Annotated in this window: 16 protein-coding genes and 1 pseudogene; 16 read left to right on the top strand and 1 reads right to left on the bottom strand. The window is 34.2% G+C overall.

Features of this window, described 5'->3' with window-relative positions:
• Positions 1-270: 270 nt before the first annotated feature.
• From MKS83_RS06030 to MKS83_RS05995, 8 genes are all read left to right on the top strand, one after another.
• Positions 271-804, top strand: a complete 534-nt coding sequence (locus MKS83_RS06030; RefSeq protein WP_240582418.1) for a hypothetical protein — start codon at positions 271-273, stop codon at positions 802-804.
• Positions 805-1,116: 312 nt separating this feature from the next.
• Positions 1,117-1,590, top strand: coding sequence for a hypothetical protein (locus tag MKS83_RS06025; RefSeq protein WP_240582417.1), 474 nt, complete (start codon positions 1,117-1,119; stop codon positions 1,588-1,590).
• Between the two features lie 30 nt (positions 1,591-1,620).
• Entirely contained in the window at positions 1,621-1,773 is a 153-nt protein-coding gene (locus MKS83_RS06020) for a hypothetical protein (RefSeq protein ID WP_240582416.1), read from the top strand.
• A 551-nt stretch (positions 1,774-2,324) separates the two neighbouring features.
• On the top strand, positions 2,325-3,038 hold the full coding sequence (locus tag MKS83_RS06015) for a hypothetical protein (RefSeq protein ID WP_240582415.1): 714 nt from the start codon (positions 2,325-2,327) through the stop codon (positions 3,036-3,038).
• A 235-nt stretch (positions 3,039-3,273) separates the two neighbouring features.
• A complete protein-coding gene (locus MKS83_RS06010; RefSeq protein ID WP_240582414.1) occupies positions 3,274-4,116 on the top strand; it encodes a hypothetical protein in 843 nt (280 codons plus the stop codon).
• A gap of 75 nt (positions 4,117-4,191) precedes the next feature.
• The gene (locus MKS83_RS06005) at positions 4,192-4,737 is read left to right on the top strand and encodes a hypothetical protein (RefSeq protein WP_240582413.1); all 546 of its coding nucleotides are present in this window, start codon (positions 4,192-4,194) and stop codon (positions 4,735-4,737) included.
• Positions 4,738-4,758: 21 nt separating this feature from the next.
• The gene (locus MKS83_RS06000) at positions 4,759-5,046 is read left to right on the top strand and encodes a hypothetical protein (protein ID WP_240582412.1); all 288 of its coding nucleotides are present in this window, start codon (positions 4,759-4,761) and stop codon (positions 5,044-5,046) included.
• Positions 5,047-5,067: 21 nt separating this feature from the next.
• Positions 5,068-5,385, top strand: coding sequence for a hypothetical protein (locus MKS83_RS05995; RefSeq protein WP_240582411.1), 318 nt, complete (start codon positions 5,068-5,070; stop codon positions 5,383-5,385).
• A 9-nt stretch (positions 5,386-5,394) separates the two neighbouring features.
• Here MKS83_RS05995 and MKS83_RS05990 read toward each other — a convergent pair whose 3' ends face one another.
• Positions 5,395-5,577 (bottom strand): hypothetical protein, encoded by a 183-nt coding sequence (locus tag MKS83_RS05990; protein WP_123277811.1) that lies wholly within the window; start codon positions 5,575-5,577, stop codon positions 5,395-5,397.
• Between the two features lie 544 nt (positions 5,578-6,121).
• Here MKS83_RS05990 and MKS83_RS05985 point away from each other — a divergent pair.
• The 8 genes and pseudogenes from MKS83_RS05985 to MKS83_RS05950 all read left to right on the top strand — a co-directional run bounded on the left by MKS83_RS05985 (position 6,122) and on the right by MKS83_RS05950 (position 16,643).
• Entirely contained in the window at positions 6,122-6,778 is a 657-nt protein-coding gene (locus MKS83_RS05985) for a hypothetical protein (RefSeq protein WP_240582410.1), read from the top strand.
• Between the two features lie 451 nt (positions 6,779-7,229).
• Positions 7,230-7,715: a hypothetical protein gene (locus MKS83_RS05980; RefSeq protein WP_240582409.1), complete on the top strand. Its 486-nt coding sequence runs from the start codon at positions 7,230-7,232 to the stop codon at positions 7,713-7,715.
• A 302-nt stretch (positions 7,716-8,017) separates the two neighbouring features.
• Positions 8,018-8,757: pseudogene (locus MKS83_RS05975) on the top strand (VIT1/CCC1 transporter family protein).
• Positions 8,754-10,199 carry a TolC family protein gene (locus MKS83_RS05970; protein WP_240582408.1) on the top strand — a complete coding sequence of 482 codons (1,446 nt, stop codon included), beginning with the start codon at positions 8,754-8,756 and terminating at the stop codon, positions 10,197-10,199. The pseudogene MKS83_RS05975 and the gene MKS83_RS05970 overlap by 4 nt, the downstream one beginning before the upstream one ends.
• 156 nt (positions 10,200-10,355) lie before the next feature.
• The gene (locus tag MKS83_RS05965) at positions 10,356-10,820 is read left to right on the top strand and encodes a hypothetical protein (RefSeq protein ID WP_240582407.1); all 465 of its coding nucleotides are present in this window, start codon (positions 10,356-10,358) and stop codon (positions 10,818-10,820) included.
• A 101-nt stretch (positions 10,821-10,921) separates the two neighbouring features.
• Positions 10,922-12,007: an efflux RND transporter periplasmic adaptor subunit gene (locus MKS83_RS05960; protein WP_240582406.1), complete on the top strand. Its 1,086-nt coding sequence runs from the start codon at positions 10,922-10,924 to the stop codon at positions 12,005-12,007.
• 15 nt (positions 12,008-12,022) lie between these two features.
• Complete coding sequence (locus MKS83_RS05955; protein ID WP_240582405.1) at positions 12,023-15,184, top strand: efflux RND transporter permease subunit; 3,162 nt, start codon at positions 12,023-12,025, stop codon at positions 15,182-15,184.
• Positions 15,177-16,643, top strand: coding sequence for a TolC family protein (locus MKS83_RS05950; protein ID WP_240582404.1), 1,467 nt, complete (start codon positions 15,177-15,179; stop codon positions 16,641-16,643). Before MKS83_RS05955 ends, MKS83_RS05950 begins: the two co-directional genes overlap by 8 nt.
• The last annotated feature ends 90 nt before the right edge of the window (positions 16,644-16,733 follow it).

Genomic DNA, 16,733 nt, shown 5'->3' with positions numbered 1-16,733 from the left:
AAAAAATTGAAATTAATTTCTTTTGTTCTAACAATTTTCACTGGATTTTTACTGATTACAGGACTGCAATTACTAGATAGTTTTGATTTAATAATATTCATATTTTCTTTGTTGTACCATATCAGGGTTTATCATCAATTTAAGATACCAGAAAAAGTCAAAAATGCAAGAAATAGGGTGGGGTCTGCTATTGGGTTCGTTAACTTCTATCATCCTGACCATATTTTTATCATTTGGGGATCATATAATTTTCCTTAATAATATTGAAATATGCTAGAAAGTCTATTATTCATACTGCTACTTTCAGTCAGTGCATTATTTATAGTAATTTTATTAATTGTAATGTTGATAGCGGTTATTCAAAAATCTTCTGCGTTAAAAAAAACAGCTCTTAAAATTAGTGTTATTCCTATTTTATGTTGGGGATTAATTGCTGTTTGGTATTTTAAAACATTGCCATCAATCAATGAAAGTGAAATGGAAAATTTTGCGGGTATTTATACTTTAAATTCTTCTGGCAATGAATCATTTAAACCAAGTAAAAGTAAAATAAATGGATATAAATTAATCTTATTTGATGATGGAACCTATTTATTTGATGGTCATGAAAAAATAGGATTAAAAAAGCAGGGAACTTGGAAAACTGGAGGTATTGACGGGCTGTTTCAATTCTATGACGAAAACGGCAATCTATCTCAATGGGCAAGTCCTTATGACAATGATAATAATTATAGTCTATATTTTGAGAATCCAAATAAGCAAAATGCTGAAACTATACGATTTGTAAAAACTAAATCTGAATAATATATTCTAATTTAATATTAAATTAGAGATTCCTTTAATAATTCCATGAAACAACTAAAACTAATAACCCGAATTCTACTCATAATACTTGTTATATTATCTTCACTATCATTCTTAGCCATGATTAGCGTGTGCATTGCGATGATGGTTCCTTATTGGGGGAGAACAATGGGCAATGAGGCTTCCGGTTTTTTTAATGTAGCGCTCATGTTTACATTCTTCATTGGAATAGTCACCTTTATATTGTGGAGCATTTTCCTCAAGCAAAGAAAACAAAAAAACGAAACCAAATAACCAACTAATACCTTTCAAATGAAAACTCTTATTTATTCTATTTTTATGATAACCAGTATGTTATTTCTTTCTGAAAAAGAAATAAATAAAGACATTTCCGGAACATGGAAGCTTAATCTCTATACAATGAATTCAGATACTATTTATTATGAAAATGCTGAAAAATATACCCTTAATTATTTTGAGAAAACATTAGGCAATCTTAAAGATTCCGAGGAAAAGAAAAGAATAGGTGAAAAATTGTATAATCAGTTTAAAACCGCTGAGCTTCATATTAATGAAAACACCATTACAGCCTATAAATTTGATGGAGATCAAACAAAAATTAACTTAAAATATAAACTTGTAGAAGGAAACATAATTCTTGATGAAAAAGGCAATCAGAAATACAAATACACCGTTAATTATAATCAAGAAGCAGATATTCTGACCATAAAACAAGGGGACTCTAGAATGAATGTGGTGAGTAGGTATTCGAGATTAAGAAACTAATCAAAATATAACGGGACAGATCAAAATATTATGAAATATTCAGAAAAGAGAATTGAAAATTTCACCATTATCGAAAAAGCTGGAGAAGTTGTAGTAAATTATAAAAAAACAGCAAAAGACTGGTTTGATGCTTTTGCTACACTCGCTATTGGTTTATTTCTTTCCATAGCTACTTTTTTTTAATAAGTCAGGGATTTAAAACAAACAGTTATATAAGTATTGGAGGTGGACTTATTTTTGCTTTTCAGGCAGTTTTGCAAACAACTTCTGGCATTTCCCGAATTCTGCAGTCTTCAAAAAATATTTTGATTATTGACTGGAAAGAGAAAACCCTTACTTCAAAGAAAATTTTTTTTGTAGCAAAAACATTTCCATTAGAAGATATCAAAGCAATTGTGGTAAAAGGGCAGAAAGAAAAATTATTTGTGGGTAGTGAAAATCAAATGATAAGAACGTACTGTGATATAACAATAAAACTGAAGGATAAAAGTAGTAAACAGCTATTCATTATCATACCAACCGATTTTTCCAAATTTTTTCTAAAAGGCTGGAGACTGAATTATACAATCAGGCAAAACCCTTAGCAGCAGAATTAGATAAATATTTAAAATTAAAAACACGAATGGAAAGGATATAAGGAATAATAATGTGTTAAAACGGATATTAATTTGAAAATTTCGAATATTTTTAGAAAAAAATATAGAATATTCATAACCAATTGGACTGACAAAAAAATGATTATATTTTCGTATCATCTTGTGAAGCTACCATTAATCACTGCTATCAGAATTATGTTTTTCCCCATTAAATCAAAACAAATAGAAGGATTGATTTATGCGGAAACCATGTCTGCGATGATACTAGGTTCACCTATTTTCTCTAAGTCCAGATTTTTTAACAGAGAAATTGTATTTTTTGCTCAGTGGGAAAATGAAAATGACCTAAATGTTTTTTTACAATCCACCTCAAGGGGAAGGCAAATAGCAAAAGGATGGCACGTAAGGTTAGAATTCTTAAGACAATGGGGAAGAATCTCAGGATTTCAAATTCCGAAAAAAGGGATGGAAATAGAAAACGAAAATACTTCTGTAGTAGCGGTTACTATCGCTCGAATGAAGTATATGCAAATACCAAGATTTCTTCGTTGGGGTAGGCCTGTTGAAAAACAAGTTCGAGATGATAATAGGACGACTCTGTCTTTGGCTTCTATTCGATATCCCAACATTATTTCTACTTTTTCCATTTGGAAAACACAAAAAGCAATGACAGATATGGTACATGGTCATAGTAAAATGCCAAAACCCAAAAGACATATCAATGCGATGAAAGAACAGGATAGAAAAGATTTTCATTTTGAATTCACAACATTGCGATTTAGACCATTAGCGGAATATGGTGAATGGAAAAATAAGTCAAATTATATCCTGAGTAAAACTGAATCGTTATAAGCTTATTATATACAAACAAAAAATTATCAAATAGTGTGTATTTAATCAAATAATAATGAATAGATTAAATTTTAAATCAAAACTACTGACATTAATTCTATTATTTTTAATTTTTAACAGTAGTTACAGCCAGAATTTGTTAGATGAGGTTAAAAGCAATTCAAAATTAGTCATTAGACTAAAGGATTGTTATAGAGCCTTTCATATAAACAATATCATTGCTGAGCAAAAAGAAATGATAAACCTTACGATCGATGATAGTTCGGATGAAGAACTGAAAATGTTGCTTGGTGATTATATTAAAGTCTGTGACAGTTTAAAAAAGATTCACTTTAAAAATGATACTCTTAACACTTATATTTCCGATTTTTTAGTGTTGACCAAACAGAGTTACAGCATTTCCCGGAATAAAGGCTTTAATTCACCTGATTTTAAAAAGGATTTTGAAAAGTATAAAGCATTCAGTGACAAATATATGAATTATTTTTACTCAACTTTTGCAACTCACAATTTTATTAGCATAAACGAGGAAATGTATTGGAAAACGATTGATAAGAACAATTATATTAAATCGGCCGATTATGAAAAATACAAAAAATTAAAAACAACAAATTTGAAAGATGCTCTGGTTCTGCTTGAGAAAATTTCAAAACAGACAACAGACTTTCAGGAATATTCTGTTTATCAAATTGAACTCGCAGATCAGTATGTAAGGAACGCTGAAAGTCTTGATGAAAATTCAATTAATAAAGCAATTGAGATTTACAAATCAATTATACACCAAAAAAAGTATAGCATTTATCTTTTTGAAGCTTGGTTAAAATGGAGAATTGTTAGCCAGCAGTTTGTTTATGGAATTTCAAAAACATCTGATATTCCGAATCATACATATGATAAAGTGAGAGAGCAGGCTGCGTTAACTGTTCTTGATTACATCAATACACACAGCAACGATGAAATGGCAATCAATGAGTTTCTTTTATTGGCAACACATGATATTGTAAAACGTTTTGGAGATTACCCTTACGGAAATCAAAACACTGTAGAATATCATGAAACATTTGATGAAGAGAAATAAACTATTATATTTATTAGAATTGTTTTTTTTAGAAGAATACTGAACGTAAAAATTTAAATTACCCTTGAAATATTTATGAAATTCTCATTCAAATTACTGTCGGTTCTTATTCTACTTTTATTATTTTCTTCTGCAATCCATGCTCAGGAATTACCATTTTATGATTTTGACCAGATTGATTATTATTCGATAGATATTAGTACTCAAGATATTTCCGACATAGAATATCAGAGAAAGAAAAACTCATTCGACTATAAAAAAATAAGTAAAAAAGATTCCTTGTTTTTGTCACTATTAAGAAATAACTATCCTGAAACAATACAAGAGGATTTTCCTGAAAAACTTATAAAATACGGTTTTAAGAAAACTGATATTGATAAAAAACGATACCCAGAAATAAATACTATTTTCAGCGAAAAGCCATGTAACGATAATTTAGGAAGTTTTTGCATTCCTACATTTAGAGATATCTTTATTTTCAGAAAAAAAGATCAGATTGTGGGAATTGCTAAGATCTGTTATAGCTGTCATCTTGCGACAATAATAGGCACTGAAAGAAATATCCAAAATTTCGGAAGTTGTGGTGATTTCCGTAAACTGCAGGAACTCATGAATAAGTAAATCCGGTTGAAATCTTTTGAAATGGAAAATGACTTCAAAAATGACACCCAATCTTTAATCAGTGACTTAAAACAAGCTGAAAGGATATTGTCTGAATATTCAGGCGGATACTCAGGTCAATATTTTTCTGCTGAAGAATTTTACAAAGATTTAAAAGATCATATTTTTGAATTGGAAAATGGAAACAAAGCCGTTCTGGAAGATTTATTTATATGGTTTGCTCCAATCTGTCAATGGGATGAATTCGTAGGGGATACAATATTGGGAGAAAAAATTTTTCAGCAGATTATTACCTTAAAAAATAATTAACCTCTTCTTATATGCAATAACATGAAAGTTATAAAGATAAATTTAAAAAAACTTAACAGGATCGTTGTGTGGATACTGATTGGACTTTGTGTTTTGACAATGCTTGGGCTCTTAAACTTTGGTTATGGGCTAGGAAACATTATTTATTTCCCTCCGATTATTTTGGCAACTGTTGCACATGTCTTAATTACAAGACGGCTCAAGAAGAAAAATAACAATAAATATTGGCTTCCACTTATTGTGATAAGCTCCATTATTTGTTTGAGTATTATTTATTATGCGACATGGGGAAGAGGCGGAGAGTTTTCCTGGGATGGAAGAATGTTTTTTATAAAATAAAACTCCTTTTTACACCGGAAAAACGGTAAGAATACTGAGCAAAATAAAGCTCAAAAAACATACGAGAATTGATTTTACAATACTTCTCATTTCATTTTTGAAAACTAAAACTTTTTGATCCTGAAGTTCTATAATTTCTTTATCGCTCACAGACAGAAGGTTCACAATATTGCCGTCTGAACCAAGTGTCATGGACTTATATTTAAGATAAAAAACAAAATGATTTTTTTAATATAAGTTGACGAAACTATCGCTGAAGTAATGCCGAGATAGATTAAAAAAGGAAAAAACAAGAATAAAAACACTATGGGAAAGTAGATCGATAAATGATGTTTTAGAATAATCATAGTTGACGAAATGATGAAAAATGACACCATGAAATACAATATTAATTTATGATTTTTCATGATCTAAAATTAAGTATTATTGATGAAAAAAAGATTTTCTAACAGTATTTTCAATGAAAATCTAAAATATATCTTTGAAAAATTATTTTTTATTATGCTTTTTATTTAAATGAACAATCTGCAAATTGCTATAGAGAACCTTTACGAGACATTCAGTAAATATAATACTGTAGGAATTCATTATTGTGACTGTGGATATATAGATGATGTGAAAAAACTAAACTCAAAACCTCTATGAGAATTAGAAGCAGACGGCTTAATTTCTTAGCCATTCCCTTGCCAATCACGTAGACGTTAGCAGGCTAAAATGAAACTTCAAAACAGAAAAAATGAAAAATACTTTAATTATAATTTTGACATTAATATTGTTGAATAACTGCAATAAAATACAAAAACAAACTGAAGGCGAACATGAAAGAACTGAACTTGTTCCCGAGCCGGACAAAGCAGAAAGGTTAAAATTTGAAGCGATTGAAAAACTAAAAAAATCAAATTGTATTTTTGATGAGCCTGATGTATCACTTTCCGGAATAATTTTAAGAAATTCAGAAAGTGCCACAAAAATTATTGGTTCGGAAAATAATATGGATACATTAGGCCATTATCGTTTTTATTCAAAACTTAAAGGCGAAATTCTAACATTAACAAGACATCCCGGAGATAGTAAAAACCAGATTTCAATAATTAAAGTTCAGAAATCGGATAAACCCAATGGTGAACTTAAAGAATTAAACTTTGATACATTTGCAACAGGAAAAGGAATAAAATTAGGCCTGACAAAAAAGCAAATTATTGAAAAATTGGGGGATTGTTATGCACCAATTGACAGTACAAAAAATTACATAGAACTTTATTATGTCATTGAACAACCGCAAGACAGTAAATCAAAAATTTTGGAAAAGAACAATATGCCCAAATATTTTGCAAGTTATAAATTATGGAATGATAGGTTAGAGCAATTTGAGTTTGGATTTGAATATCCTTGAAAACAAACATTTACAAGGGTAAGAAAACTTTGATCAAATAGGTATGACGAAGAACAATTAAAAGTACAAATTGAGAAAATAGAGATGATGTCAAAATCTTTTCAGTCAAATTCAGAAAAGTATCCGGAATTTTTACCAGAATTTGAAGCTTCTCAATCAATCAGATTCTAGAACGATCAATTACTTTATCGGTTGAAAATTATAATGACATTTTGAAAATCCTGAAAAATATTGACTTAATAAAACATTATGGTGGTTCGTGATGGTATGATTATAAGCTTCATTTAAATTCGGTGTTGAAATATAAAGGGTTTAGTTCTATTAATTAAAAGATTACTGAATTTAAAAAAATCATCAAAAAATACTAATTTGGCTTCTTTGCGTCAACTGAAGTGCTGCTATTTTTCGCCTAGCAGCAACCCAAAATCAACAACCCAAACAAGATAATATTATGGAACAAATTGGAATTGACAGACACATTAATAAAGACGTCATTAAAGGCATTCTATCTGATACTTTTAAAGGATGTAAAATTCATTATTTTGATCAGGGAAACACTTGGGAAATTGAGGATGCAAAACAACTTGATGATTATTCAATTTGTTTCAGTCTTATTAAAAATGAAAGTGAATTTCCCATTATGATTGAAATAGCAGGAACTCCGGATAAAAATGCACTAGAACGGGGACAGTATCTGGCAAAAATTATTTCAGATAAGCTGAATTGCAAGACCATTACAGATTATAAGGAACCGCATGAATCATTGTACTGTCCTTCAGATTCGGTAATTTTTGATAAAGGACACGCTTACTTCGCAGATGACAGTAACACTATTTGGGCTGATGGAGAAGGCGATGAAGTAAAAATTGTAAAAGAAATTTTTCTGGTAAATTATAAATTTGATGATAAAGCTAATTTAATCAATGGCAGTAGTTAACAACTTTCTTTAGTTGCACCATTTGTCTATTTGTCAAGTAACGAGGATGTCTTCAAACACTATTGTAGATTACTTATTTGTTTGAGCCAAGTGAAATAGAAACTACAGACTTTTTTTCTGCTAAGAAACTTTTTAATTGGCTTTGTTTATCTATAAACTGATTGTTTTTCAGTATTATGCTTTCTTCTATAATAGAATCAAATCAGATAATCTTTCCCTTAATTTGAGATTTAAATAAAATCAGTTTAAATTTGACTTGCTAAAGATCTTTGTAAGTTATTTTTAACAAAAAAATAAAGCTTATGCATCATCAATTGGAAAAACATTATGTCAATAGAGTCGGTTGGCTTCGTGCAGCGGTTTTAGGTGCAAATGACGGATTGTTGTCTACTACAAGTATTGTAATTGGTGTTGCTGCAGCTAATCCCGATAGAAATACCATTATTCTTGCTGCATTAGCAGGAATGATTGCAGGAGCGATGTCTATGGCTGCAGGAGAATATGTTTCAGTTAGCTCACAAGAGGATACAGAAAAAGCTGAGCTTTTAAAGGAAAAACGGGAACTTGAAGAAATGCCGGAAGTGGAGTTAGGAGAATTAGCCAAAATCTATCAAAGGCGAGGTGTAAGCAAAGAAACTGCTTTACAGGTCGCCATTGAATTAAGTAATCACGATGCTTTGGCTGCTCATGTTCACGATGAATTGGGAATCAATGAAATTACTCAGGCAAAACCTTTGCAGGCTGCATTTGCATCTTTGGGTTCATTTGCTTTAGGTGCATTATTACCTTTGGCGTTTCTCTTTTTGCTCCGATTAAGGAAATGGTATATTTCCAATACGGATTTTCAATTATTTTCCTAATGATCTTAGGGGTAATTTCAGCTAAAACAGGAGGTTCAAAAATAGGAATTGCTGTGCTAAGAATATGCTTATGGGGAACTGCAGCAGCAGGAGGAATGTTTATCGGTACTGTCTTCGGTCTTATCATCATTCCTGGCCTATACATTTTCTTTGCAACCCTTGAAAATAGAAAAAAAGCATGAAACGAATTCAATTAAAACTTATATTTTGGGGGATTACAGGACTACTTGTGACATCCTGTGCTGTTCCTAAAGTAGCTTCTATGAAGGAGGCCAATAGACTACCGGATGCCGTTGCAGCGGATTCAGCTACCGGCAGATCGGAATTTTCTGGAATAGATCTGAAAGGTTATTTTACGGATCCCCATTTATTATATCTTTTCGAGGAGGTAAAAAAAGCCAATCCTGATTTTAAAATAGCCCAGCAAAGGGTAGAAATAGCCAACAGCTTTTTAAAGCGGTCAAAAACAGAATTACTGCCTTCTCTGGAAGTTGGAGTTCAGGTTTCCGGCGACCGGTATGGAAAATATACAATGGAAGGGGTTGGGAATTATGATACCAATCTCTCCTCCAATATCACAGAAGAACAAAAGATCAATACTTCCTTTACCCTGAATTACTGGATGGGCGCCAGAAGTAGCTGGGAAATTGATGCCTGGGGAAAACTAAAAAATAAGAAACTTTCAGCCCAGAACAAATTCCTGGCATCAACAGAAGGTTTGAAGCTTCTTCAGACCGATCTTTTTAGGGATATCGCCAATTTATATTATGACCTGATCGCTTTAGACAAGCGGTTAAAAATCTACCAGGATAATTACAATCTTCAGAAGCGTGCCTTTGAAATTATCAAAGCACAGCGTGAAGTCGGTAAGGTAACTGAACTGGCTGTACAGCAGTTTAAGGCACAGAACAATAACTGGCTGGCAGAGATTGAACATATTAAAGTGGAAATAGTGACGGTGAAGCAAGCCATATCAACATTAACAGGGGTATATGATGGAGATGTACGGAGAGGCGATATGCTTCTGGCTACGAATTTCAATATCCTGAATTCCAATATCAATGTTGATAAGATAATCCATTCCAGGCCGGATGTGATTTTAAACTACTATTATCTTAAGGCTTCACATGCTGATGCCAAGGCTGCAAGAGCTGCTTTTTATCCTAAAATTGATATTGGAGCAGGATTTGGAATCAATTCCTTTTCTGCCGAAACACTTTTCAAACCAGCCTCTTTGGCGGGACAGATTTTAGGAGGTTTGATGGTCCCTGTTTTTAACAAAGGCCAGTTGCAATATGAATTTAAAGTTGCTGGCGTAGAACAGGAAATTGCATTTCTGAATTATCAGAAGAGTGTTACTACTGCCTTCAATGAGCTGCAGTCTATTCTGAAACAGACTCAAATATTTCATAAAGTTTTAGAACTTAAAGAAGAGGAAGTCAATTATCTTGATAAGGGAATAGAGGTATCCAACGACTTATATATTACGGGTTATGCAAACTACTTTGAACTGATCAATGCCCAGAAAAGCAAGCTGCAAGCCGAGCTAGATCTTTTGAAATTTCAACATGAAAATACCAGAAACAATGTATTGTTATTTAAAGCGTTAGCAGGTAAATTATAATGATATGCTAGTTAGTTGATTTTATATGTTAGTAAGGCTGTCTCAGAAATGGGACGGCTTTTTTGTTTACAGGAGAAAAAAAGAGCGTTCTTTTAACACTTTTTTAATCTCTATTATTTGTAATCATTTTGAAGTTTACTTACATTTGTGCCTGCGATGAAAGGAAAATTTTATCAATATCTATGCAGTTTGTTATTTGCTCTGTTAACCGTCCTGGGATGGTACTACGGGCAACTTCAGCAATATGTATCTGTAGAGAATAATAATGAGTTAGGTTTTCATTTCACGACAGATATTTGTAGTACGTGTGATAAAAGTCCTGGGAAATCATTCGTATTGACTAAAGAGAATGAGGGTGAGGATTTATATAATATTAGCCGTCCCCATTACAATAAACTTCGTGCAAATCTTTCTGAAAATGACAGTGAAAATGACGAAAATCTAGAAACATCAGCGTCTTCAGAATTGGCCATGCTTTTAAGAGGCGATTTCTGGCGTTTAATTTCAGGTTTCGTTATTACGTTTCACGATAAACAAAATGCGGTTTCACTCGCTCATTCCGAACATTTAATTATACCTTACGATGATCTGTATATCCAATACAGGGTCATCCGACTGTGATTTTATACTATTTTTTACGAAACAATTTAAGGTTTTCATGACATGTTCTGAAAACCAATGACTCTATTTTTCAAATTTAAAATATTATAAAATTTATTATCATGGTCAAGAAAAGTCTCATGTATATAAGCTTGTGCCTTATTCTTTTGTGTTTCAGCTGCCAATCTGAGAAAAAAGAAAAAAAAGAAACAACATCTTTCAATGTTACAAGTCCGCTTGTAAAGGATACTTTAATTAACAAAGATTATGTGGCGCAAATCCGTTCTATTAATCACATCGAGCTTCGTGCTCAGGAAAAAGGATATATTCAGGGGATTTATGTAGATGAAGGACAATTTGTTCATAAAGGACAGCTTTTATTTAAAATCATGCCTAATTTATATGAATCTGATGTAAACCGCGCAAAAGCAGAAGCAAAATACGCGGAAATTGAATATCAGAATACTAAAAATCTTGCGGCTAAAGACATTGTGGCTCCTCAGGAAATGGCTATGGCAAAAGCAAGATACGAAAAAGCGAAAGCCGAACTTGCTTCAACGAATACCCATTTGGGTTTCACTGAAATCCGTGCTCCTTTTACAGGAATTGTTGGAAGATTACATGTAAGAAAAGGAAGTCTTGTAGATGACGGAGAGTTGATTACTGAATTATCTGACAACAGCAAAATGTGGGTGTATTTCAATGTTCCGGAAGCTGAATATCTGAATCAGATGAGTGACAGAACAACGAATAATCCGATGCATGTTCGTTTGAGAATGGCCAACGGAAAAGAATTCACACAGGACGGTGTTGTAGAAACCATCGAGTCTGATTTCGATAATGAAACCGGAAATATTGCTTACCGAGCTACTTTCCCGAATCCAAAAGGATTATTAAGATTTGGTGAGACAGGAAACGTGGTTATTACATCATCTTATGCAAACGCCTTGATGATTCCTCAAAAAGCAACTTTTGAAGAATTGGAAAAGAAATATGTCTATGTTATTACAAAAGACAACAAAGTAAAAGCGAGAGAAATAAAGATTGCTGCCGAATTACCGCATCTGTATGTTGTAGCTTCAGGTCTTGGAAAGGACGAAAGAATTCTTCTGGATGGTCTTAGAATGGTTCAGGAAAACCAGACGATCAGTTCAAAATACCAGACTCCTGAAAAAGTAATGTCGAATCTGGATCTGTATGCCGAGTAATTAAAAAGCAAGATTATGTTTAAAAAAGTAATACACCGACCGGTATTCGCTATTGTGATATCGGTTATCATCCTGTTTATAGGAGGTTTGGCGATCAAGCAGCTTCCAACCGAACAGTTTCCTAAAATTGCTCCTACAACCGTTGCTGTTACCATTGCTTATCCCGGAGCGAGTGCCGATGTTTTGGTAAAATCATCATTAATTACGATTGAAAATGCCATCAACGGAGTTCAGGGCATGCGTTACATCACAACCGATGCGACCAGTGCCGGAGAAGCAACAGTAAATGTTATTTTCGATCCCGGAACCGATCCCAATGCAGCCGTTGTTCTGGTGAAGACAAGAGTGGACCAGGTAATGCCGTTGCTTCCTGAACTGGTACAGAAAGAAGGGGTAGTCGTAAACCCGATTCAGCCAAGTATGTTGATGTACGTGAATTTGTACAGTACCAACAAAAGCATGGATGAAAAATTTCTTTATAACTATGCAACGGTCAATATTATCCCTGAAATCAACCGTATTCATGGGATTGCGAAATCTCAGATCCTGGGAAGTAGAAGATATGCAATGCGTATTTGGCTGAATCCTGACAGAATGCGTGCGTATTCGATTTCTGTGGATGAAGTGATGAAAGCAATTGGCGAGCAAAGTATCATCGGTCGTCCCGGAAGAATAGGGCAGAGTTCCGGTATCGCAGCGCAATCCCTAGAATATGTTCTTACTTATAAAGGGCAGTATAATAAACCTGAAGAATATGAAAATATCATCGTCCGTTCCAATTCAGAAGGAGAAAATATTAAGCTGAAAGATGTTGCAAAAGTTGAATTAGGAAGCGAATTTTTTGATATTTATTCAAATCTTGACGGACATCCTTCCGCTTCTATTGTATTAAAACAAAACTACGGAAGTAATGCCAATGACGTTATTAAAGATGTAAAAGCCAAGTTGGAGGAAATGAAAGGAAATTTCCCTCCCGGTGTGGATTATAAGATCAGTTATGACGTTTCACAGTTTTTGGATGCATCGATCGAGCAGGTAATGCACACGTTGAGAGATGCCTTTATTTTGGTGGCAATCGTAGTGTTTATCTTCCTTGGAGATTGGCGTTCAACATTAATTCCGATTATTGCCGTTCCGGTTTCTTTGATTGGAACCTTCTTTGTCATTCAAATGTTTGGCATGTCAATCAATTTGGTAACCCTTTTTGCGTTGGTTTTAGCAATCGGTATCGTGGTCGATAACGCGATTGTTGTAATCGAAGCTGTTCACGCAAAAATGGAGGAAAGTGATATTTCCCCCTATAAAGCAGTGAAAGAAGTAATGGGAGAGATCGCAGGAGCGATTATCGCAATTACTGCGGTAATGGTTGCCGTATTTATTCCGATTTCCTTTATGACAGGTCCTGTGGGAACGTTCTATCGCCAGTTTTCGATTACGATGGCGAGTTCAATTGTAATTTCTGCGGTGGTTGCGTTAACATTAACTCCTGTTCTGGCAGCAATGTTATTGAAAAATCACCACGGAAAACCTAAAAAATCAAATATTTTCACGAAAGCTTTAGACTCTTTCAACAGAGGCTTTGATAAAGTAACAGGAAAATATGCCGCATTCCTTAGGAAAATTGTTACCAGAAAAGTGGTTACATGGGGAATTCTGATTGCTTTCTGTGTGGGAATTTTTGTTGTTAATAAAGCGCTTCCGGGTGGTTTCATTCCCAATGAAGATCAGGGAACAATTTATGCGATTGTTCAGACTCCGCCAGGATCAACTTTAGAGCAAACGAATAAAGTTTCAAGAGCATTACAGAAAATCTGTCAGGGTGTGGATGGAGTAGAGTCGGTTTCGTCATTGGCGGGATATGAGATCATGACGGAAGGTCGTGGTTCCAATGCGGGAACCTGTCTGATTAACCTTAAAAGCTGGAACGACCGTGAGCACAATGTAAAAGAAATCATGGAAGAGCTTGAAGAAAAATCAAAAGATCTTGGCGCTACAATAGAATTCTTCGAACCGCCTGCAGTTCCCGGTTTCGGATCTTCGGGAGGTTTCTCCATGAGATTGCTTGATTTGAACAGAACGACCAATTATCAGGATTTTGATAAGGTGAATAAAGCGTTCATTGCTGAGCTTAAAAAACGCAAAGAATTAACCGGGGTTTTCACCTTCTTTGCAGCCAATTATCCTCAATACGAATTGGTTTTCGATAATAATGCAGCGATGCAGAAAGGTGTTTCCATCGGAACAGCCATGGAAAATCTGAATATTTTAATTGGTAGTACGTACGAACAAGGGTTCATCCGTTTCGGTCAGTTCTTCAAAGTATATGTTCAGTCTTCTCCCGAATTCAGAAGGCTTCCTTCAGATATTTTAGGATTATATGTGAAAAATGATCATGGAGAAATGGTTCCTTATTCAGCGTTTATGACGATGAAAAAAACGCAGGGACCAAACGAAATTACACGTTATAATATGTACAATTCTGCAGCAATCCGTGGACTTCCGGCTGAAGGATATACAACGGCTGATGCGATTCAGGTAATCAATGAAGTGGCGGCAAAAACCTTACCTCACGGCTATAAAGTAGCTTGGGAAGGGTTGTCTTATGACGAAGCACAACGTGGGAATGAAGCAATCTATGTATTCCTTGTCGTTTTGGTATTTGTTTATCTTGTATTGGCGGCACAGTACGAAAGTTTCATTATTCCGTTTGCGGTATTGTTTTCATTACCGGTCGGAGTTTTCGGATCTTTCTTATTGTTAAAAGCAATGGGGCTTGAAAATGATATCTATGCACAGGTTGGTTTAATTATGATCATTGGGTTATTAGGTAAAAATGCAGTATTGATTGTAGAAGTTGCTGTGAAAAGGAGACAGGCAGGAGATTCTATTCTGGAAGCAGCCATCGAAGGATCCAGAGCCCGTTTCAGACCGATTTTAATGACCTCATTTGCGTTTATTGCAGGATTGGTCCCTCTTGTTTTCGCAGGTGGAGCAGGTGCTATCGGAAACCATACCATTGGTGCTTCTGCGTTAGGAGGTATGTTGATAGGAACGCTGTTCGGAGTTATTGTAATTCCTGGGCTCTATTACATTTTTGCCAAATTATCAGATGGCAGAAAAATGATCAAAGACGAAGACGAATCACCATTAAGCGAAGACATGATCTATTATGAATAAGAATAAAATATATCAATATGCGGGAACAGCATTCTTTTTATTAAGCCTCGCCGCATGCAAACCTATAGACATACAGCAACGTACTGAAAACAGAACAGTGCCTGAAAAATACACATTAGCGGAGAATGACACTATCAACACAGGAAAATTAAAATGGAACGAATATTTTAGTGATCCTCATCTTCAGACACTCATTAATCAGGCATTACAGAATAATCAGGAACTCAATATCATCCTTCAGGAAATTGAGATTTCTAAAAATGAAATTAAAGCGAAGAAAGGAGAATATTTACCTTCTGTAGGCTTAAAAGCGGGAGCGGGAGTTGATAAGGTAAGCCGTTATACCAATATCGGAGCAATGGAAGCCAATACTGAAATGGAACCCGGAAAAGAAATGCCTGATCCTTTATTTGATTTCGGATTGGGAGTACAGGCAAAATGGGAGACCGATATTTGGGGTAAACTTCACAATGCAAAAAAAGCTCAGGTTCAGAGGTATCTGGCAAGTGTAGAAGGAAAAAATTTCATGATCACGAACCTTATTTCTGAAATTGCCGATTCTTACTACGAACTGCTTGCTTTGGATAATGAGCTTGTTATTCTAAATCAAAATATTAAGATTCAAAATGATGCACTGGATATTATTAAAGAATTAAAAAAGAATGCCCGTTCCAATGAACTTGCCGTGAAAAGATTTCAGGCACAGGTTCTCAAAACACAGGGAATGCAGTATGATATTCAGCAGAAGATCGTAGAAACTGAAAATAAGATCAATTATCTGGTCGGAAGATTTCCTCAGCCTGTGGAAAGAAGCCAGGATTTTAATTCGATTGTACCACAGGCTGTGTACGCAGGAATCCCTTCAGAGCTGTTGGAAAACCGTCCGGATATCAAACAGGCTGAATATGAACTGGCAGCTTCAAGACTGGATATTAAATCTGCAAAAGCAAGATTTTATCCTTCTTTAGATATTGGTGCAGGTGTTGGATTACAGGCCTTTAATCCGACCTATTTGATTAAACCTGAATCGTTTCTGTTTTCTTTAGCAGGTGAACTGACTGCTCCGTTGATCAATAGAAGTGCCATTAAAGCTGCATATTATAATGCCAATGCAAAGCAGGTTCAGGCGGTTTATCATTATGAGCAGACTGTTTTGGGAGCTTATATTGAAGTGGCGAATCAGCTTTCAAAAATTAAGAATCTGAAAAACAGTTTGGATATCAAAACGAAGGAAGTGGATGCTTTGACAAAATCCATCGACATTTCTAATGATTTGTTTAAATATGCCCGTGCTGATTATATGGAAGTGCTTTTGACACAACGTGATGCTTTGGAATCTAAATTTGAATTGGTTGAAAAGAAAGTTAACCAGTTGAAGGCAAGTGTAGCGGTATATAAAGCTCTTGGTGGAGGTTGGGATCAGAATCTACCGGCTTCATCAGATGTTACTTCTCACTAATACTTTATTGCTATTTCAGATTAAAGGAGTTTATCGAAAGATAACTCCTTTTTTATTTAAGACTAATCAAAGTCTAAATAGATACTGAAA

The organism is Chryseobacterium sp. Y16C (assembly GCF_022488405.1).
Lineage (GTDB): Bacteria > Bacteroidota > Bacteroidia > Flavobacteriales > Weeksellaceae > Chryseobacterium > Chryseobacterium geocarposphaerae.
The sequence above is the reverse complement of the archived record's forward strand: the minus strand, read 5'-3'. Positions and strand labels throughout refer to the sequence as shown.